Origin of the sequence: Kosakonia pseudosacchari, from assembly GCF_900184035.1 — a bacterium.
Taxonomy (GTDB): Bacteria; Pseudomonadota; Gammaproteobacteria; order Enterobacterales; family Enterobacteriaceae; genus Kosakonia; species Kosakonia pseudosacchari.
The window spans coordinates 413,058-432,786 of sequence record NZ_FXWP01000009.1; the positions used below are offsets into that span (position 1 = coordinate 413,058).

The following is a 19,729-nucleotide window of genomic DNA, read 5'->3' on the forward strand; positions in this document are numbered from 1 at the left end:
CCGACAAAACTGCGGTTGTACATCACACTTTATGCATGTTAAAGCTGTATACATCACAAAAAAATATAACAACAGCATGTCGGGAAGGAACATGACCACCAGGCAAACACGCTCCACCGCCGCTTTACTGGCGTCTTCACTTTTATTAACCATTGGACGCGGCGCCACGCTGCCGTTTATGACCATCTACCTGAATCGCCAGTACGGGATGGCGGTCGATCAGGTCGGTTACGCCATGTCTATTGCGCTCACGATTGGCGTGGTGTTCAGCCTCGGCTTCGGCATGCTGGCGGATAAGTTCGATAAAAAGCGCTATATGCTGCTGGCGATTGTCGCCTTTATTGCCGGTTTTGCCGCCATTCCGCTATCGCATCATGCCGGGCTGGTAGTGCTGTTTTTTGCCCTGATTAACTGCGCTTATTCAGTGTTTTCCACCGTGCTGAAGGCTTACTTTGCCGACACACTCGCGCCGACGGCGAAAGCGAAAATTTTCTCCCTTAACTACACCGTACTGAATGTCGGCTGGACCGTCGGCCCGCCGCTCGGCACGCTGCTGGTCATGCAGAGCATTAACTTGCCGTTCTGGCTGGCGGCAATCTGTGCGGCCTTTCCGCTGGTATTTATTCAGCTGTTTGTTCGCCGCGTCGCGGTTAGCGAAAGTTCCGACAGCCCTGTGGCGTGGGATCCTTCCGTGTTGCTGAAAGATAAAGCGCTCGGCTGGTTTACCTTATCGAACTTTCTCGCGTCGTTTGTCGCCGGCTCTTTTGCTTCCTGCCTCTCACAATATGTGATGACGGTGACCAGCAGTGATTTTGCAGAGCGCGTGGTGGCCGTGGTGCTGCCGGTCAACGCCGCGATTGTGGTCACCTTGCAGTATGCGGTTGGCCGTAAACTCACCGCCTCCAACCTGCGCCCGGCAATGGCAATTGGCACCTTCAGTTTCGTTATCGGCCTTATCGGTTTTATGTTATCCGGCGATAACTTGTGGTTTTGGGGGCTTTCCGCTGCGGTGTTTACGCTGGGAGAAGTGATCTACGCCCCTGGTGAATATATGTTGATCGATAACATCGCCCCGCCGGGAATGAAAGCGACTTACTTCTCCGCGCAGGCGCTGGGCTGGCTGGGCGCGGCCATGAACCCGTTACTCACCGGGGTTATCCTGACCACGCTGCCTGCGGCGTCGCTGTTTGTCATCCTGATGGTGACCATCATTGTGGCCTGGCTGATGATGCTCAAAGGCATGCAGGCCCGCCCCATGGGCAGCTTGCAGGCGCAATAGTAAAAACCGGTTGCTGAACACCTCCAAAGGAGGGGGTGTTCATTCAGGGATAAAAGCGGCGCACCAGGCGCCGTTTTTTCTTTACCATACCTGGTCGGCGATTTTCGTTACCAGCCGCACTTTGTCCCACTGCTGGTCCGCCGTGAGCGTGTTGCCCTCTTCGGTGGAAGCAAAACCGCACTGCGGACTGAGGCAAATCTGGTTGATATCGACAAACTTTGCCGCTTCCTGAATACGCGCTTTTACCCCTTCCGGGTTTTCCAGCTCGCCATTTTTGGTGGTGATAAGCCCCAGCACCACCTGCTGTTTGCCCGGACGGACAAAACGCAGCGGAGCGAAATCGCCGGAACGATCGTTGTCATATTCAAGGAAGAACGCGTCAACATTCACGCTACCGAACAGCACTTCTGCCACCGGTTCGTAACCGCCTTCGGCGATCCAGGTGGAGCGGAAATTACCGCGGCAGACATGCAGACCAATGGTTAAATCGTCCGGTTTACCTTCCAGCGCCTTATTAATCACGCGGGCATAAATGCGCGCCAGTTCATCGGGATCGTCGCCACGTTCGCGGATTTGTCGGCGCTGGTCGTCAGAGCAGAGATAGGCCCAAACCGTATCATCCAGTTGCAGATAGCGGCAGCCTGCGTCGTAGAACGCATGGATCGCATCGCGCCAGGTAGTCGCCAGATCGTCAAAATAGGCGTCAAGCTGCGGATAAACCGTGGCGTCAATGTCTTTGCGCCCGCCGCGAAAGTGCAGCACGCTTGGGCTGGGAATGGTCATCTTCGGTTGCGCGGTGCCGCTGATGCTTTTCAGATAGCGGAAATCTTCCAGCATCGGGTGATTGCCAAAGCGTAATTTACCGGTGACGCGCACGCCGTGGGCTTTAGTTTGCACACCGTTAAACTGAATGCCTTTATCAGAATCGTAGCGCTCCACACCGTCGAGACCGTCGAAGAAGTCAAAATGCCACCATGCGCGGCGAAACTCGCCGTCGGTAACGACATGCAGACCGCAGGCACATTGCTGCTCGACCACCTGGCGAATCGCGTCATCTTCCACACTGCGCAACTGCTGAGCGCTAATTTCACCCTGCGCAAACTGCAAACGCGCCTGCTTGATGGCGTCCGGGCGCAAGAAACTGCCAACTACGTCTGCACGGAATGGGGCCTGATGTCGCTGCATATTACTCTCCTCTGCGCCGGGGAATGATTTCCCGACGTGATAATTCATTATTTGAACTTTAGACTTCTGGATGTCTAAATGTCCAAACAAAATGTCACAGCGCAGGAAAAGCGGCAACCGAGAAAATTTCACGGCACATGAAGAAATTTCAACATGCGCCGTGAAGGAGAAAGGATACTTAGTGAGGTGTTTCAGTGGTGTTGCTGGCGAAGGTATATCCTTCATCTTCCCAGCCGGTGATGCCGCCAATCATGATTTTCACCGCCAGCCCCAGGCGCGCCAGCTTCAGCGCGGCGCGATCGGCACCATTGCAGTGTGGCCCGGCGCAATAGACGACAAACAGCGTATCCGCCGGCCAGCGGGCCATGTATTCAGCGGTCATCATGCTATGCGGCAAATGCAATGCCCCCGGCAGGTGACGGCGGGCAAAAGCCTGCGGGCTGCCCACCACATGCAACAGGACAAAATCCTGTTCATTATTGGTGATCGCGTGATGGACATCGGCGCAGTCGGTTTCGACGCTCAGACGGTGCTGGAAATGGCTCGCGGCCTCTTCCGGCGATGCGGCGGGGATATCAGTTACATAGCTCATCGTCTTTTCTCCTTGTTTGTGTTAACACTAATCTAACTAACACCGGACAACCTCACTGCCCCCTTCTATGCCAGATAACACCAGGATAATGACAACTTCACGACACGCCCCTGCCCGCCACCGTGTGGTCGCGCTTGCCTATGATGGGCTGTGCACCTTTGAATTTGGCGTCGCCACGGAAATTTTCGGTTTGCCGCGCCCGGAGCTTGGCGATAACTGGTACACCTTTACCGTTGCCGCCGTGGATGAGGGGGAATTACGGGCCACGGGCGGTATTCGCGTGATGGCGGAAGGCGGGCTGGCGCTACTCGAAGACGCGGACACCATTGTGGTTCCCGGCTGGCGCGGCGCGCAGACTCCCGTACCGGCCGCATTATGCAGCGCGCTGTATCAAGCCTGGCAGCGCGGCTGCCGCGTCATTTCTATTTGTTCGGGGGTATTTGTCCTGGCGGCAGCCGGGTTGCTTAATGGCCGTAAAGCCACCACGCACTGGCGCTATACAGATATGCTGCGGGAAGCCTATCCGGCGATTATCGTGCTGGATGACGCCCTCTATTACGATGAAGGAAACGTGATGACCTCGGCGGGCAGCGCGGCGGGGATCGATTTGTGCCTGCACGTCGTGCGCGAAGATTTTGGTATTGACGTCGCGAATAATGTCGCCCGACGGCTGGTGGTGCAGCCGCACCGGGATGGCTCACAAACCCAGCAGCTTCAACGCCCGGTAGCGCGCACGCGTGAAAGCCGCCAGTTAGGACAGTTATTCGATTATCTCCATCAACACTTAGCAGGCAGCCACACAGTAGCCTCGCTGGCGAAACAAACGGGTATGAGCCCGCGTACGTTTTTGCGCCGTTTCGAAGAATCGACCGGAACCACCCCCGCACGCTGGATTTTGCAGGAACGATTACGGCGGGCTGAAGATTTACTGATTCATTCACGAATGAGCATTGAGTTGATTGCCGGGCACAGCGGATTCGCGACGGCGGCTTCACTGCGCCACCATTTTCAGCAGCAGCGTGGAATATCTCCGGCGGCATTCCGCAAAAAATTTACCGCTGCGACGAAATAATTCACGCTATTCATCTTTTATTGAGGTTTACCTGGCTACTCTTTCTCCATCGCGGCAACCAATTAAGGTAAGAGAGGCACGTTGGTTAATTAAATGGAGAATTGACACCATGGCAAATATGCATGTTTTTATCGCAGTACTGGGCGTGATTGTTTTTTCCGGGTTCCTTGCTGCTTATTTCAGCCATAAATGGGATGACTGATGAACGCTGATAATCCCCCGCCGATATGGCCCCTTGCGAAAAAACGTAAGGGGCCTTTTTTTGTTCGTCCCGCACGACAGGCAAAAAAAAACCGCCCTTTAAAGGCGGCCAATGCTTGCATGGATAGATTGATCTTGTTCTACGCGCTAACTCAAACTGCGGGTTAACGGACTGCCAACCAATCTAGCATTGCTTTCCTCAATAAAAGCTAAACAAGCGGAACACGCGGCCCGATCGCGTCGCGGTTGAAACGGGTTTCATCGAAACGTTTTTCTGTCGAGAGTTCTCTTTTGCCCTTGAAATTACAGAAGATATATCTTTCGGCGTATAAAGTTTGTGATAACGTCAGATCTCCATTTCACAGGCCGGAGGGGTTATCCCCAATATCAAATTTAAATGCCCGGTTTGCAGCAGCCAGAAGTTTTTATTTACTACATTCTGCCCGGGCCAACGTATGCCTCATGGGGCCATTTGCTCGGTTTGTGGCGCAAGACTTACAGCAAAATCCTGTATACCCGCACTCCGAAGAAGACGGTGGCCAAAGCAAGTGTTATAGGAAGGGCCTCACAGGAGGCCCTTTTAATTTCCTTTATTCAGGCGTTTTTCGCTTTCCCTAAAGAAAAGCCGCTCACTTTCGCAATATGCACGCGCAATATTGTTCCTTTTACGCTCGTCCAGCCGCCATTTCCCGTCATCCACGACGGATCTTTAATATGCAAATAATTAAGCGGAATATCGTGCCCCTCTTCCACGCGATAATCATTAGCCAGCTCATCAAAGAAAAGCGCGATGGAATTTTTCAGCGACGCGTCATCCCCCTGAATAGATCGAATAGATTTCGCGGTATATAGCGCATATTCTTGCCCGGAGACGAGTTCACCCGCCACGACCTGGCCGCCGACAACCAGCGTCACTACCATACCCGCACCGAGGTTGGCACAGGAAACCAGATGCGATAAGGCGCTATCCTGGGTGCTCACCGTGGGAGCGGCCGTTTCTGAGACTTCACGTTCATTTGCCATTTATACCTCCGCGTACCACATGAAAAAACCGCCCGCAGGCGGTTGTTGATCAGTAAAATTTTCGGATGGCTTGTTCAGTTTCCTGCTGGCTGACCAGGTCAGAAAATCGGGCAACGAGGAAGGTTTCTCCGTCAAGTTCCCAGGATTCAATTGGGATTTCCAGAAAAGAGCTTTGCTCATTTTTAAACGTGACCGATTTTGCATTATCTTCCACGGTCACGTTTTCAACCTTACCACCGGCGCGTATTACCACTACATTTTTGGTCATGTCGGTTACCTCAGTTGCTTAAATAGCACTCGACATTAGCACAGCCACTTTCTCAATGCCTGTGTAATGCCACAGAATGTTAAGCCGTAAAATCAGGTTCTTTAATTTGGCTTAATGAAAGGGATAACGCTACGCCAGGAAGTGTGAACCAGCCCGCAATTTAATAAATGAAATGGGTAAAAACAGGGATTTGAAGCGCGGTGATTTAAGAAAAACGCCAGAGGCCTTTAAGAAAAAAAGCCTCTGGCGATACAGATTTCGGTGATGCCGGGTGCCTCCCGGTGAGTCTGCTCCAGCCCGCAGAACTCGCTTTCACCCCAAAAAGGTATGACTGGTAGCCCCTCCGCGCAGGGGGATTCATCACCACGTCCACGTTATTTGCCGGGCATATTCAGGTCAATGCTCTGGCGGGTTATGTAAGTTTTTAAAGCAATTTTCTCGCGCTATTCGCTCAATCCCCGATTTTTCAGCATCGGTTCGATCTCAGGATCGTGACCACGCCACTGGCGGTAAAGCGCGGCCAGATCTTCACTGTTGCCACGGGATAAAATCGCCTCGCGGAATTTCTGCCCGTTTTCTCGCGTTAACCCGCCCTGCTCCATAAACCACTGGTAACCATCGTCTGCCAGCATTTGTGTCCACAGATAAGCGTAATAGCCGGCCGCATAACCGCCGCCGAAAATATGGGCAAAATAACTGCTGCGATAACGTGGCGGAACCGCCGCCAGGTCAAGATGCTCTTTGCGTAGCGCTTGCGCCTCGAAGCTCTCCACATCGCTTACGTTCTCGCCGTCCGCCAGGCCATGCCAGTTCATATCCAGCAGCGCGGCGCTCAACAGTTCGGTCATGTCGTAACCTTTATTAAACTGCGTGGCGCGTAACATTTTTTCGCGCAGTGCCTCCGGCATCGGCTCGCCGCTTTGGTAATGGCGGGCATAGCGCGTAAACACCTGCGGCTGGCTGGCCCAATGCTCATTGATTTGCGACGGGAACTCGACAAAATCACGCGGCGTATTGGTGCCGGAGAGGCTGGCGTAGCGCTGGCTAGCGAACAGCCCATGCAGAGTGTGGCCAAATTCATGGAACAGCGTGATGACGTCATCCCACGAAAGTAACGCCGTTTGCCCGGCTGCGGGTTTCTGGTAATTGCAGACGTTGTAAATCACCGGTTGTGTGCCGTTGAGTGTTGACTGCTCGACGAAATTGCCCATCCACGCGCCACCGCTTTTTGAGTCGCGGGCAAAAAAATCACCATAGAACAGCGCTAATCCGGCACCATCAGCATCGAAAATTTCCCATACGCGAACATCCGGGTGATAGACAGGAATATCAAAGCGTTCAGTAAAGCGAAGGCCAAACAGCTCGCTCGCGGCCCAGAAAACCCCCTCGGTAAGCACGGTATTGAGCGCAAAGTACGGTTTGATTTGTGATTCATCCAGTGAATACTTCGCCAGACGCACCTGCTCGGCATAAAACGCCCAATCCCAGGCTTGCGCGGTAAAACCGCCCTGCTGCGTATCGATGACCTGCTGGATATCAGCCAGTTCTCGCTCGGCACGGGCACGTGCGGCAGGCGCGATATGGCGCATGAAATCCAGCGCCGCCTGTGGCGTTGCCGCCATCTGATCGGCAATCTTCCAGCTGGCGAAATCGGCAAAGCCGAGGAGTTTCGCTTGCTTAGCACGTAACTGAACGAGGCGTAACACAATTGCGCGGGTGTCGTTGGCATCCCCTTTTTGCGTGCGCAACCAGCCCGCGTTAAACAGATTTTCACGCGTCTGGCGATCGCGTAAAGCCGCCAGCGCTGGTTGTTGCGTGGTATTCAACAACGTCAACAACCAGCGGTTTTCCAGCCCTTTGGCTTTTGCTGCCTCGGCGGCAATCGCTATCTCTTCTGCACTCAAACCATCAAGCTGATGGGCATAATCCACCACCAGCCCACCGGCTTTATCCGCCGCCAGCAGACGCTGGTTAAACTGGCTCGTCAAGGTGGCTGATTCGGTGTTCAGCGCTTTCAGCGTCGCTTTGTCCTGCGCACTCAGGGTTGCGCCCGCCAGCATAAAGCGCTGATAGGTAGTTTCTACCAGACGCAAGGATTCAGCGTCCAGAGAGAGCGCCTCGCGCTGTTTCCATACCGCTTCCACGCGGGCAAACAGGGCATCGTCGAGATAAATATCGTTCGCCAGCTCAGCAAGCTCGGCAGAAAACGCCTCATCCAGCTGTTGTAAAAAGTCATTGGTATGGGCCGATGTCATGGCGAAAAAGACGCTGGTGACATACGTCAGTAGCGCGCCGCTGCGCTCCAGGGCCAAAAAGGTATTGTCAAAATCCGCTGGCGCGGGATTCTGTGTGATAGCGGCGATTTCAGCGCGTTTTTGCCGTACTCCTTCATCAAACGCCGGGCGGTAATGTTCCTGATTAATGGCATCAAAAGGCGGCGCCTGGTAAGGCAGTGTGCTGGCAGAAAAGAAAGGATTAGTGACCGACATATTTCGCTCCTGAATGCGATGGTTCAGATCAGAGTAGGCATGCGCCGCGCGCATCGCAATCATTTCTCTGCTTTCGCGCATGAGCCGGCGTTTTTTGCCACACTGTATGCGGGATAAGTTGTGTTACCGCTATAAAGCGGTGCATGCTATGTCGCGACACCACAAAAAGCGTTGAGGAACAGTGAGATGATTATTCTGGTTACCGGGTCTACAGCGGGTTTTGGCGAAGGTATCACACGCCGTTTTATTCAGAACGGCCATAAAGTGATTGCCACAGGCCGCCGTCAGGAACGTTTGCAGGAACTGAAGGACGAACTGGGCGACAATCTTTATACCGCGCAACTGGACGTGCGTAACCGCGCGGCGATTGAAGAGTTTATCTCTGCGCTGCCTGCCGCGTGGCGCGAGATTGATGTGCTGGTTAACAATGCGGGTCTGGCATTGGGCCTGGAGCCGGCACATAAAGCAAATGTCGACGACTGGGAAACCATGATCGACACCAACAATAAAGGTCTGGTGTATATGACGCGCGCGGTGCTGCCGGGCATGGTTGAGCGTAATCGCGGGCATGTGATTAATATCGGTTCCACCGCCGGTAGCTGGCCCTATGCAGGCGGCAACGTTTATGGTGCGAGCAAAGCCTTTGTGCGGCAATTTAGCCTGAACTTACGTACCGATCTCAGCGGTACCGGCGTGCGCGTGACCAATATTGAGCCGGGCCTGGTGGGCGGCACCGAATTTTCGAATGTGCGCTTTAAAGGCGATGACGCGAAAGCCGGGAAAACCTACGAGAACACCACTGCGCTGACGCCGGAAGACGTTACCGAAGCGGTTTGGTGGGTCGCTACGTTGCCGAAGCATGTCAATATCAATACCCTCGAAATGATGCCCGTCAGCCAGACATATGCGGGTCTTAGCGTCCACCGCGAAGGGTAATTTCCGCGCCCGGCCTGCGGGCCGGGTATGGGATGTCCGTTAAATTAATGGTATGGTAGACAGGTTAACCCCTTAAAAAGTAAGAGCGAATGGCCGCTGAAACGCAACTCAACCCTACACAGCCCGTCAATCAACAAATTTACCGCATTTTACGGCGGGACATAGTCCATTGCCTGATCCCACCGGGCACGCCGTTGTCGGAAAAAGAGGTGTCGGTGCGTTTTGATGTGTCACGCCAGCCTGTACGCGAAGCCTTTATTAAACTCGCGGAAAACGGCCTGATCCAAATCCGCCCGCAGCGCGGCAGCTATGTCAATAAAATCTCCATGACGCAGGTACGTAACGGCTGTTTTGTTCGCCAGGCTATTGAATGCGCCGTCGCCCGCCGCGCCGCGACGATGATTGATGACAGCGCCTGTTACCAGCTGGAGCAAAACCTTAATCAGCAACGTACCGCGATTGAGCGTAAGCAACTGAATGACTTTTTCGAGCTGGACGATAATTTCCACCAGAAGCTGGCGCTCATCGCCGACTGCCAGTTAGCGTGGGACACTATCGAAAATATTAAAGCGACCATCGACCGGGTGCGCTATATGAGCCTTGATCATGTTTCGCCGCCGGAGATGCTGTTGCGCCAGCATATGGATATTTTCGCCGCGCTGGAAAAACGCGATGCTGACGCCGTTGATCGCGCCATGACGCTGCATTTGCAGGAAATCAGCGAGTCAGTAAAAACTATTCGCCAGGAAAACCGCGACTGGTTCAGCGAAGAGTAATCTTTCCCCCCTTCTTATCTCCGCCGGGTCACATTTTTTTCACGCAAAAAAGTGTGACTTTGATCAAAAACAAAAACTCATGAGCTCAGGGGCGTATTTATAAGGCGTCCATTTCGGGGACATCTTCTGCCCCGTTTCGTTTTGCGGATTTCAATAAGGAGAAACCACCATGATGACGTATGATCGTAACCGTAACGCTATCACCACCGGCACGCGCGTGATGATTAATGGCACTGGCCGCACCGGCAAAATCGTCGCCATTCACGCCGAGGGGTTAACCCCCGCACAGCTGCGCCGCAGCAAAACGGTGGAAGTGGAAGGCTGTGAAGGTAAATTCGAACCGGTTGAACTGATTCGTCTTGGTTTGCACTAAGCAGTTAGAAAGAGTGTGGTGAAAAAGAATGCCGCCGTGGCGGCATTCACTGTTTCTATTACGTTTAAGATTTGTAGTTAACGTGCTGCGGCGTACTGCGCCACCGTGGCTTTCGCGCCTTTCTCCAGCAACGTCAGATAGGCTTTTTTCACCTGAGCCACAAAGGTCGCATCTTCCGGCAATTCATTGCCAAAAATCGCCTCAATTCCAAGCAATGCCTGCACACGGGCTTCACCTTGCGCGCTGCTGTTAACCGCGTTCTGAATCACTACCAGCAACGGATCGCACACTTCAATCGCTTGTCCCTGCTCGTCGACGCCGCCGACATAGCGCATCCAGCCGGCAATGCCCAGCGCCAGCAGGGAGAAATCGCTTTGATGCACTAAATGCCAGCGCACGGAATCCAGCATACGTTGTGGCAGCTTCTGACTACCGTCCATCGCGATCTGCCAGGTGCGGTGACGCAACGCGGTATTGCTGTAACGCGCAATCAGCAGATTGGCGTAATGCGCCAGATCCACGCCCTGCACTTTCAGCGTTGGCGCCTGCTCTTTCAACATCAACGCGTGCGCGGCGCGACGGTAATTCTCGTCTTCCATGCACTCATTAATATGCTGATAACCCGCCAGATAACCCAGATACGCCAGGAAGGAGTGGCTGCCGTTCAACATGCGCAGTTTCATCTCTTCAAACGGCACAACATCAGCTACCAGCTCGGCGCCAGCTTTTTCCCACGCCGGACGACCCGCCACAAAATTGTCTTCAATCACCCACTGGCGGAACGGCTCACAGGCCACACCCGCAGGGTCGCGCACACCGGTCAGTTGCTCGATTTTATCCAGCGTTTCGGCGGTCACCGCCGGAACAATTCTGTCTACCATGGTTGACGGGAACGTCACATTGGCTTCAATCCAGTCACCCAATTCTGCGCTCACCGCCCGCGCGTAAGCGCAGACCACATTGCGGGTGACATGGCCATTTTCCGGCATGTTGTCGCAGGACATCACACTGAACGCCGGTAATCCGGCGGCTTTACGGCGCGCTAACGCTTCGACAATCACACCTGCCGCTGATTTCGGCTGATGGGGATTTTGCAGGTCGCCAACAATTAATGGGTGATCGAGCATCAGTTTGCCGGTTGCCGGAGAGTGGCAATAGCCTTTCTCGGTGATGGTCAGCGAAACAATGGCAACCTGCGGTTCGCACATAGCGGCGAGTACGGTTTCCAGGCCATCCACCTGTGCGTGCAGTGCGCGTTTCGCGACGCCAACCACACGCGCAGTCCACGCGTCGGCTGACATTTCCGCCACGGTATAGAGATTATCCTGCAACTTGAGATCGGCAATTTGCTGCTCACCGCCAATCAAATTGACCTCGCAATAGCCCCAGTCACTGCCATGCTCTGCGGCAAGAATATCGGCATAAACTGACTGATGCGCGCGATGAAACGCGCCAAAACCGAGATGCACAATGCGCGCAACCAGTTTGTTACGGTCATAAGTGGGTAACGTGGCTTTCGCCGTTAACAGCCTGTTTTCCATGGTGAGACTCATCTTATTAAGTGAAACAGTGGTTCAATAGATTACGGACTGCGGTAAACCAGACTATGATTTGCGACAGGATTTGCGGACTACACTAACTAGAATGGTAACTAAATGTGTCAAAATCGACATGCTTAATTTTGCGGTTAGACAAAGAGTGCATTCAGCGTGAATGGGATGAGTTGACGTGATGGCGCAGGCTGCGCGGCAACGTTGGGGAAATGTTTAAAAAGTGATACCAACGCGCATGCAAGTAATGCGTATTAATGTGCAAAGAGGAAATATTAATCCGTTAGCAGGCAGCGGGCATCATCTTAAAAGACCTACTGAATCGACGATATTGGAGAAATTCCCGCCGGGTCAAAACTTGCCACCGCCCCCCACGTTCTTCAGAAGCGCCATGCGCCTGAGGCAGTTTCGCGAGCGCGATATTGATCAAACCGGAAATCATCGCCAGAAACAAAAACGGCTAAGAACAGTGAATCAGTCACACTTTGTGCCGAAAACGACGCACACTACGCGCGTCCCCAGCCAGCAACAATGATCAACATCCCGCACAGAGCGATGAGCGCCCCGAGCCAGTCGTAAACGCTGAGTTTTACGCCATCGACCACACGTAGCCAAATCAATGCGGTGCACACATATACGCCACCGTAAGCCGCGTAAACGCGCCCGCTGGCCGCCGGGTGCAGCGTTAGCAGCCACACGAACATTGCCAGCGCAAGCGCAGCGGGAATAAGCAACAGTGGTGTAGCGCCGCGTTTTAGCCACAGCCAGGGTAAAAAACAACCGACGATTTCACACAGCGCAGTGGCAAAGAACAGGAGTGTTGTTTTCAGCATCAGCGGCACGTTGATTCAAACTTGGTTGAACTATCATACCGGATAATGCTCTGAGAGTGAGCCCCGGCTGGCTATCCCGTGTGGCTGAGATCGCATAGAATAGAGTGATACGGGCATCTTGTTTCTCCCTCAAATTAAGGAAATCGCAATGACTAAAACACTTAGCAAACGCCTGTGCCTCACCGCAATGCTGACGCTGGGTGCCATCGTGTACACCACCTCCGCACTGGCTGAAACCAACCGTCTGGTGATTGAATCCGGCGATAACGCGCAAAGCCGCCAATCCGCAGCGATGGAAAAAGAGCAATGGAATGACACTCGCAGCCTGCGCAACAAAGTGAACAAGCGCGTGGAAAAAGAGTGGGATAAAACCGATGTCGCGTTTGATGCGCAGGACAAATGCCAGAAAAGCAGCAATCTCAACGCCTACTGGGAACCCAACACCCTGCGTTGCCTGGATCGCCGCACCGGACAGCAAATTCGCTAACCGCCCTCGGGCGCTTGTGCGCCCGATTTCCGCTTAAGTAAAAGGACTTTTCATGAGTGACGCTTACACCGTCCGCCTGCGCCCGCTCGAACGAGAGGATTTGCGCTTCGTTCACCAACTGGATAATAACGCCAGCGTCATGCGTTACTGGTTTGAAGAACCCTACGAAGCCTTCGTTGAACTTTCTGACCTGTATGACAAGCATATTCACGATCAAAGCGAACGCCGTTTCGTCGTCGAGTGCGATGGCGAAAAAGCCGGATTAGTCGAGCTGGTCGAAATCAACCACGTTCACCGCCGCGCAGAGTTTCAGATAATCATCTCTCCGGAATATCAGGGCAAAGGGCTGGCATCAAAAGCCGCGAAGCTGGCGATGGATTACGGCTTTACAGTGCTGAACCTGTACAAGCTCTATCTGATTGTTGATAAAGAGAATGAAAAAGCGATTCACATTTACCGCAAGCTGGGGTTTATGGTCGAAGGTGAATTAATCCATGAGTTCTTTATTAACGGTGAGTACCGCAACACCATTCGCATGTGTATTTTTCAGCAGCAGTACCTTGAAAACCACAAAACAAGCGGCCCGACGCTACTGAAACCCACCGCGCAATAAAGCGCGGTGGTCAGCGGCATCAATAATACTCGATGGTGTTTTTGATGCTGTATTTATGCGTCACCTGTGGCGTAACACTTTCATCCACAATCTCCAGGCTGCAACTCACCGGGTTATCATGGCTGTCGTATTCACAGGCCTGTTTCACATTGCCCAGCGGCTTATCATTCAGCGTGCTGACAGAAGTGTAATCGAGCTTTTTGCGCTTATCTTTCGAAGGCGTAGATATGACAGATAACGTCGCATCTTTCGATGTCGTGGTTTTTCCCAGCGGATACCCTTCATCGTCATAGCGGTATTTGACCTCTATCTCCTTGCCGGTTGCGCGAACCACAAATCCATTATCGTCGGTATCCCAGGTCACGCCCGCTGCCGGGAACTCTGCCAGTTGGCATTTGCCCTGCAAACGCAGACGTTTTTCCTTCGATTCCGCCTCGACATAGTAGTTGGCATCCAGCACCAGCGACACGCCACTGTTGTTTTCCAGATCGTGCAGTTCAAGCGTATCGAAACATCCCTCTTTCGACATCGTTCCGCTAACGCGTTTGGTGACTTCACCTTTATCGTTAAGCAACGTCTGGCTGAAATCTTTAACCGGGCCACGTAACGGATCAAAATCGAATTCATTCGAGAAGCTAGCCATTTCCGGCGTGAATGAAACGGGTCCCTTCGGCTTATCACATCCGGCAAGCGCCACCGCCAGAGAGATAAGTAACAGCTGTTTTTTCAATGGGTTCACCACATTCTTCTTTTGTAATGCGCTTATATTAGCAAAAGCTTTATAACTTAGGGCAATGACTTCTTTGTGGCTATGCCTGGTGACTGAGGAGTAACAACAACGAATAACCTGCGCCGCTCACGCCTGTTAGCAATAAAATCAACGATGAGAAGGCAGCGAAACGACCACTTTGCCTTGTCGGCAACCAGCGTTTGACGGCCAGGATATAGAGCGTTAAGACACTACAATCCAGCACCGCCCAGATGGCAGTAAGCAACATGATGCTGGCGGAGAAATCGCCGGTAATGCCGGTAAACTGTGGGAAAAAAGCGATAAAAAACAGAATATCCTTGGGATTAGCGATAGCCGTCATAAAGCCCGCAACAAACCCGCCTTGCCCGCCATTTCGGGACATCTCGTTGCTTTTTTCTTGCCGCAAGACGCGTAATGCCTGTACCGCGCTAATCGCAATAAAGAGCGAACCCGCCAGCCCTACCAGATTTAGTAGCCAGGCCGAGATCGTCACAACGCCCGCCAGCGTTAACCCCGCCAGCGCAATTAATACCAGTGATGCCAGATTCGTGCCTGCCAGTGTTAAAAACGCGCGCGCGTGGTTGCCCCGCGCTGCCGCCGCGCACACCAGCGCCACCACAGGCCCGGGCGTTGCCAGCAACGTCAGTACCACACCGGTGTAGGTTCCCAGCAGCACCACATTCATTGATCCCATCCTCAATTATTTAATGACGGAGTATCGCCAGAAAGCGCGGGCCTGAAAAACGAGTTAAACTGCCGTTCGCTATGCAAAAAACTCACAATGGATAACGAACGGATGAACCAAAACCTGCCGCCACTGTATGCATTACGGGCATTTACCGTTGCCGCGCAAATGGCATCCTTTAGCCAGGCGGCCCTTTTTCTCAACGTCACACCTGGTGCGGTAAGCCGCCATATTCGCACTCTTGAAGAGTGGTTTGGGTGCCGTTTGTTTCAACGCCATGGCCCGAAAATTACACTGACTGAAGCAGGAAGCCAGTTGGCTGTTCGTTTACAGGATGGTTTTTTGCAGCTGGAAAATGCCTGCCAGACACTGCGCAGCCACCAGCATCAATTGCGGCTCAAAGCCCCGTCAACGCTGACAATGCGCTGGTTGTTAGAGGTGTTAGCCGCCTTTCGCCAGCAGCACAGCACGCCGCAGGTGGAGATCAGCAGTGTGTGGATGGATATCGACACCGTCGATTTCCGCGCAGAACCCTTCGATTGCGCCATCCTGCTCGGCAACGGCCATTTTGGTGAGTACACGCAAAGCCTGCGCTTATTTGATGAGTGGTTGATCCCGCTTTGTGCCCCGGCGCTTAAAGCGCTGGCGCAACGCGATCTGAGCAGTTGCACCTTAATTCACCCGTCGCGCGATCGCCGCGACTGGCGGCGCTGGCAGGCCGGGAGTGGTTTATTTCCCGCGCTCGCCCTTGGCGGCGGCGCGGTTTTTGACACCCTGGAACAAGCCTACCAGGCAGCAATCGGTGGTCATGGCGTGGCGGTCGGCGATCTGCTGCTTAGCCTGCCCGCGCTGGCGCAACATCTGCTAACGCTGCCCTTCCCGCAAGCAATAAGCACTGGCGACAGTTACTGGCTGGTGTGGCCAAAAGATTCGCCGCGCAAAAAGAATATCGACCGTCTTGGCGAATTCCTTTGCGGCCTCGTACCGGTCGATTTCCCGCCACAGGTGGAATTATTAAAACAGCGATAGCGGCTTATTCAGATGATTCAGATATTTACCTTTTGCGGCCATCTCAGGTGCTAAGCTTACAGCGGGCAAAACAGAAGGAGACGAGGATGCACTATTCACGTTGGCTTTGCGCATTACTGCTGGTGGGTTCGGTACCGGCGTTCGCCGCACCGGATTCCTGCGAGCGGGTAAAAACCGATATTCAGCAACGTATTATCAATAATGGCGTGCCGGAAACGGGATTCACGCTAACCGTCGTGCCAAATGATCAGGCTGACCGGGCGGGTTCGCAGGTCGTCGGTCATTGCGCCAATGACAGCTATAAAATTCTCTACACCCGCAACAGCGGTGCTGCTCAGCAGAGCGAAGAAAGCGCCGGCACGCAGTAACTAAAATCCCCCTTAATTTCAGGGGGATTTCCCTCAACTTGATCACGCTTAAGATTCTTCTACTCCCTAATGATTAACATGATCACTTCATTAGCCTGCTTTTAATACGCCAGGTAATTTCTTTTTATTATAAATAATAATGGAGTGAGCTATGTCCGATACTGAACACCCGGGAGGGATCAGCCGACGAACGTTGGTGAAATCCACCGCTTTAGGATCGCTTGCGCTGGCCGCCGGCAGTTTTTCCCTGCCCTTTGGCCTGCGTTCTGCCGCCGCTGCCGTGCAACAGGCAATGCAACCCGCGCCAGACAAAGTGGTGTGGGGAGCCTGCTCGGTCAACTGCGGTAGCCGCTGCGCACTGCGTTTGCATGTCCGGGACGATGAAGTCTACTGGGTCGAAACCGATAATACCGGCGAGGATATCTACGGAAATCACCAGGTGAGAGCCTGCCTGCGCGGGCGTTCTATTCGCCGCCGCATTAACCATCCGGATCGCCTGAATTACCCCATGAAACGCGTCGGCAAACGCGGCGAAGGCAAGTTTGAACGCATCACTTGGGATGAAGCGCTGGATACGATTGCCAACAGCTTGAAAAGCGTGGTGCAAAAATACGGTAACGAAGCGGTTTACATTAATTACTCCTCCGGCATTGTCGGCGGCAACATTACCCGCTCTTCCCCTTCGGCGTCGATTATTGCCCGCCTGATGGCGATGTATGGCGGGTTTCTTAACCAGTACGGCACCTACAGCACCGCGCAAATCTCCTGTGCGATGCCCTACACCTACGGATCGAATGAGGGTAACAGCACCTCGGATATCGAAAACACCAAACTGGTGGTGATGTTCGGCAACAACCCGGCGGAAACCCGCATGAGTGGCGGCGGCATTACCTATTTCCTCGAGCAGGCGCGTGAACGCTCAAATGCACGCATGATCGTTATCGATCCGCGTTATACCGATACGGCCGCCGGGCGTGAAGATGAGTGGGTGCCGATTCGTCCGGGCACCGATGCCGCGCTGGTTGCCGGTATGGCGTGGGTGCTGATTAACGAAAACCTCGTCGATCAAGCGTTTCTGGATAAATATTGCGTCGGTTACGACGAAAAAACGCTGCCTGCCGATGCGCCCGCCAACAGCCATTACAAAGCCTATATTCTCGGCCAGGGCGAAGACGGTATCGCCAAAACACCGCAGTGGGCATCGCACATCACCGGTATTCCCGCCGATAAAATCATCAAACTGGCGCGGGAAATTGGCAGCGCCAAACCCGCGTATATCTGCCAGGGCTGGGGACCACAGCGCCAGGCCAACGGCGAGCTGACGTCGCGCGCCATTGCCATGCTGCCGATACTCACGGGTAACGTCGGCATTAACGGCGGCAACAGCGGCGCGCGCGAATCCACCTACACCATCACCATTGAACGGATGCCGATGCCGGAAAACCCGGTGAAAACGTCGATTTCGTGCTTTACCTGGACCGATGCCATCGAACGCGGCCCGGAGATGACCGCCAAACGCGACGGTGTGCGCGGAAAAGATAAGCTTGATGTGCCGATTAAATTTATCTGGAACTACGCCGGTAACACCATTACCAACCAGCACGGCGATATCAACCGCACGCACGATATTCTGCAGGATGACAGCAAGTGCGAAATGATTGTGGTCATCGAGAACTTTATGACCTCATCCGCCATGTATGCCGATATTCTGCTGCCGGACCTGATGACCGTTGAGCAGGAAGACATCATCCCCAATGATTATGCCGGGAACATGGGCTACCTGATTTTCCTCCAGCCCGTCACCGCGCCGAAGTTCGAACGTAAACCGATTTACTGGATAACCAGCGAAATCGCGCGCCGCCTGGGGCCGGACATCTACCAGAAATTTACCGAAGGCCGTACGCAGGAAGAGTGGCTGAAATACCTGTACGCCAAAATGGTCGCCAAAGATCCGCAACTGCCCTCCTATGAAGCCCTGAAAGCGATGGGTATTTATAAGCGCAAAGATCCGAACGGCCACTTCGTGGCTTATAAAAAATTCCGCGACGACCCGGTCGCCAACCCGTTGAAAACCCCCTCCGGCAAAATTGAAATCTACTCCAGCAAGCTGGCGGAAATTGCCAGCAGTTGGGAACTGGATAAAGACGAGGTGATTAGCCCGTTGCCGGTTTACGCCGCAACCGCAGAAGGCTGGGACGATCCGGCACGAGAAAAATTCCCGCTGCAATTATTCGGTTTTCACTACAAAGCCCGTACGCACTCCAGCTACGGCAACATTGATGTGCTCCAGGAAGCGTGTCGCCAGGAAGTGTGGATCAACCCGATCGACGCCGAACGGCGCGGGATCAAACAGGGCGACATGGTGCGCGTCTTCAACGAACGCGGAGAAGTACGTATCGCCGCGAAAGTGACGCCGCGCATCATGCCGGGCGTCAGCGCCATGGGCCAGGGCGCCTGGCATCAGGCCAGGATGGACGGCGATCGCGTTGACCACGGTGGCTGCGTGAACACGCTGACCACGCACCGCCCTTCGCCGCTGGCGAAAGGCAACCCACAGCACACCAATCTGGTCGACATTCAAAAGGTTTAAGGAGTAGCCGATGACAACCCAGTATGGATTTTTTATCGATTCTGCCCGGTGCACCGGTTGTAAAACCTGCGAACTGGCCTGTAAAGATTATAAAAACTTAACCCCCGATGTCAGTTTCCGCCGCGTGTATGAATACGCTGGCGGTAACTGGCAGGAAGATAACGGTGTCTGGCAGCAAAACGTATTTGCCTATTACCTGTCGATTTCCTGTAACCATTGTGAAGATCCGGCATGCACCAAAGTCTGCCCGAGCGGTGCAATGCATAAGCGGGAAGACGGGTTTGTGGTGGTGGACGAAGATGTCTGCATCGGCTGTCGCTACTGCCATATGGCCTGCCCGTACGGTGCGCCGCAATACAACGCGGCAAAAGGTCATATGACCAAATGTGACGGCTGTTATGACCGCGTCGCCGGGGGTAAAAAGCCCATCTGCGTGGAATCCTGCCCGCTGCGCGCGCTCGATTTCGGCCCGATTGAGGAACTGCGTAAGCAGCATGGCGAACTGGCCGCGATCGCCCCCCTTCCGGCATCGCACTTCACGAAGCCCAATATTGTCATCAAACCAAACGCCAACAGCCGCCCGACAGGTGATACCACCGGCTATCTGGCAAACCCGCAGGAGGTGTGAG

At 53.8% G+C, this 19,729-nt stretch carries 21 protein-coding genes; 12 read left to right on the plus strand and 9 right to left on the minus strand.

Annotation, left to right across the window (positions count from 1 at the left end; translation table 11 throughout):
• The first annotated feature begins 91 nt into the window (after positions 1-91).
• Positions 92-1,279: an efflux MFS transporter YdeE gene (gene ydeE, locus BN2591_RS03940; RefSeq protein ID WP_086869208.1), complete on the plus strand. Its 1,188-nt coding sequence runs from the start codon at positions 92-94 to the stop codon at positions 1,277-1,279.
• A gap of 81 nt (positions 1,280-1,360) precedes the next feature.
• Here ydeE and BN2591_RS03945 read toward each other — a convergent pair whose 3' ends face one another.
• Positions 1,361-2,464, minus strand: a complete 1,104-nt coding sequence (locus tag BN2591_RS03945; RefSeq protein ID WP_086869210.1) for a cobalamin-independent methionine synthase II family protein — start codon at positions 2,462-2,464, stop codon at positions 1,361-1,363.
• A gap of 178 nt (positions 2,465-2,642) precedes the next feature.
• Positions 2,643-3,056, minus strand: a complete 414-nt coding sequence (locus tag BN2591_RS03950; RefSeq protein ID WP_086869212.1) for a rhodanese-like domain-containing protein — start codon at positions 3,054-3,056, stop codon at positions 2,643-2,645.
• Between the two features lie 67 nt (positions 3,057-3,123).
• On the opposite strand from BN2591_RS03950, the gene ftrA reads away from it, so the two are divergent.
• Both ftrA and mgtS read left to right on the plus strand, forming a co-directional pair.
• A complete protein-coding gene (gene ftrA / locus BN2591_RS03955) occupies positions 3,124-4,128 on the plus strand; it encodes a transcriptional regulator FtrA (RefSeq protein WP_086869214.1) in 1,005 nt (334 codons plus the stop codon).
• Positions 4,129-4,237: 109 nt separating this feature from the next.
• A complete protein-coding gene (mgtS, locus tag BN2591_RS03960; protein WP_086869216.1) occupies positions 4,238-4,330 on the plus strand; it encodes a protein MgtS in 93 nt (30 codons plus the stop codon).
• A 593-nt stretch (positions 4,331-4,923) separates the two neighbouring features.
• Here the strand turns inward: mgtS and BN2591_RS03965 are convergent.
• From BN2591_RS03965 to dcp, 3 genes are all read right to left on the minus strand, one after another.
• On the minus strand, positions 4,924-5,352 hold the full coding sequence (locus tag BN2591_RS03965) for a hypothetical protein (RefSeq protein ID WP_086869217.1): 429 nt from the start codon (positions 5,350-5,352) through the stop codon (positions 4,924-4,926).
• 49 nt (positions 5,353-5,401) lie between these two features.
• Positions 5,402-5,620: a hypothetical protein gene (locus tag BN2591_RS03970; protein WP_086869219.1), complete on the minus strand. Its 219-nt coding sequence runs from the start codon at positions 5,618-5,620 to the stop codon at positions 5,402-5,404.
• A gap of 443 nt (positions 5,621-6,063) precedes the next feature.
• Positions 6,064-8,109: a peptidyl-dipeptidase Dcp gene (gene dcp, locus BN2591_RS03975; RefSeq protein ID WP_086869936.1), complete on the minus strand. Its 2,046-nt coding sequence runs from the start codon at positions 8,107-8,109 to the stop codon at positions 6,064-6,066.
• 186 nt (positions 8,110-8,295) lie between these two features.
• On the opposite strand from dcp, the gene ydfG reads away from it, so the two are divergent.
• The 3 genes from ydfG (at position 8,296) to ydfZ (ending at position 10,194) form a co-directional block, all read left to right on the plus strand.
• The gene (gene ydfG, locus BN2591_RS03980; RefSeq protein WP_086869221.1) at positions 8,296-9,045 is read left to right on the plus strand and encodes a bifunctional NADP-dependent 3-hydroxy acid dehydrogenase/3-hydroxypropionate dehydrogenase YdfG; all 750 of its coding nucleotides are present in this window, start codon (positions 8,296-8,298) and stop codon (positions 9,043-9,045) included.
• 89 nt (positions 9,046-9,134) lie between these two features.
• Positions 9,135-9,821, plus strand: a complete 687-nt coding sequence (locus BN2591_RS03985) for a GntR family transcriptional regulator (RefSeq protein ID WP_086869223.1) — start codon at positions 9,135-9,137, stop codon at positions 9,819-9,821.
• 169 nt (positions 9,822-9,990) lie between these two features.
• The gene (gene ydfZ, locus BN2591_RS03990) at positions 9,991-10,194 is read left to right on the plus strand and encodes a putative selenium delivery protein YdfZ (RefSeq protein WP_086869225.1); all 204 of its coding nucleotides are present in this window, start codon (positions 9,991-9,993) and stop codon (positions 10,192-10,194) included.
• Positions 10,195-10,271: 77 nt separating this feature from the next.
• On the opposite strand, the gene BN2591_RS03995 is transcribed toward ydfZ, so the two are convergent.
• Positions 10,272-11,735: a mannitol dehydrogenase family protein gene (locus BN2591_RS03995; protein WP_086869227.1), complete on the minus strand. Its 1,464-nt coding sequence runs from the start codon at positions 11,733-11,735 to the stop codon at positions 10,272-10,274.
• Between the two features lie 515 nt (positions 11,736-12,250).
• Positions 12,251-12,577 carry a YnfA family protein gene (locus tag BN2591_RS04000; RefSeq protein ID WP_086869938.1) on the minus strand — a complete coding sequence of 109 codons (327 nt, stop codon included), beginning with the start codon at positions 12,575-12,577 and terminating at the stop codon, positions 12,251-12,253.
• Positions 12,578-12,725: 148 nt separating this feature from the next.
• Here BN2591_RS04000 and BN2591_RS04005 point away from each other — a divergent pair, with 148 nt between their 5' ends.
• A complete protein-coding gene (locus BN2591_RS04005; RefSeq protein ID WP_016496191.1) occupies positions 12,726-13,064 on the plus strand; it encodes a DUF1283 family protein in 339 nt (112 codons plus the stop codon).
• Positions 13,065-13,116: 52 nt separating this feature from the next.
• The gene (gene speG / locus BN2591_RS04010) at positions 13,117-13,677 is read left to right on the plus strand and encodes a spermidine N1-acetyltransferase (protein WP_017456683.1); all 561 of its coding nucleotides are present in this window, start codon (positions 13,117-13,119) and stop codon (positions 13,675-13,677) included.
• A gap of 19 nt (positions 13,678-13,696) precedes the next feature.
• Here the strand turns inward: speG and BN2591_RS04015 are convergent, their stop codons facing one another.
• Positions 13,697-14,407 carry a YnfC family lipoprotein gene (locus BN2591_RS04015; RefSeq protein ID WP_208616133.1) on the minus strand — a complete coding sequence of 237 codons (711 nt, stop codon included), beginning with the start codon at positions 14,405-14,407 and terminating at the stop codon, positions 13,697-13,699.
• 79 nt (positions 14,408-14,486) lie between these two features.
• Entirely contained in the window at positions 14,487-15,113 is a 627-nt protein-coding gene (locus BN2591_RS04020) for a LysE family translocator (RefSeq protein WP_162842152.1), read from the minus strand.
• A 111-nt stretch (positions 15,114-15,224) separates the two neighbouring features.
• Between BN2591_RS04020 and BN2591_RS04025 the strand changes: the two genes are divergently transcribed.
• From BN2591_RS04025 to BN2591_RS04040, 4 genes are all read left to right on the plus strand, one after another.
• The gene (locus tag BN2591_RS04025) at positions 15,225-16,142 is read left to right on the plus strand and encodes a LysR substrate-binding domain-containing protein (RefSeq protein WP_086869234.1); all 918 of its coding nucleotides are present in this window, start codon (positions 15,225-15,227) and stop codon (positions 16,140-16,142) included.
• An 86-nt stretch (positions 16,143-16,228) separates the two neighbouring features.
• Positions 16,229-16,510 (plus strand): DUF1161 domain-containing protein, encoded by a 282-nt coding sequence (locus tag BN2591_RS04030; RefSeq protein WP_086869236.1) that lies wholly within the window; start codon positions 16,229-16,231, stop codon positions 16,508-16,510.
• 151 nt (positions 16,511-16,661) lie between these two features.
• The gene (gene ynfE / locus BN2591_RS04035) at positions 16,662-19,100 is read left to right on the plus strand and encodes a selenate/tellurate reductase subunit YnfE (RefSeq protein ID WP_086869238.1); all 2,439 of its coding nucleotides are present in this window, start codon (positions 16,662-16,664) and stop codon (positions 19,098-19,100) included.
• A gap of 10 nt (positions 19,101-19,110) precedes the next feature.
• Positions 19,111-19,728: a DMSO/selenate family reductase complex B subunit gene (locus BN2591_RS04040; protein WP_017456677.1), complete on the plus strand. Its 618-nt coding sequence runs from the start codon at positions 19,111-19,113 to the stop codon at positions 19,726-19,728.
• Position 19,729: the final 1 nt, after the last annotated feature.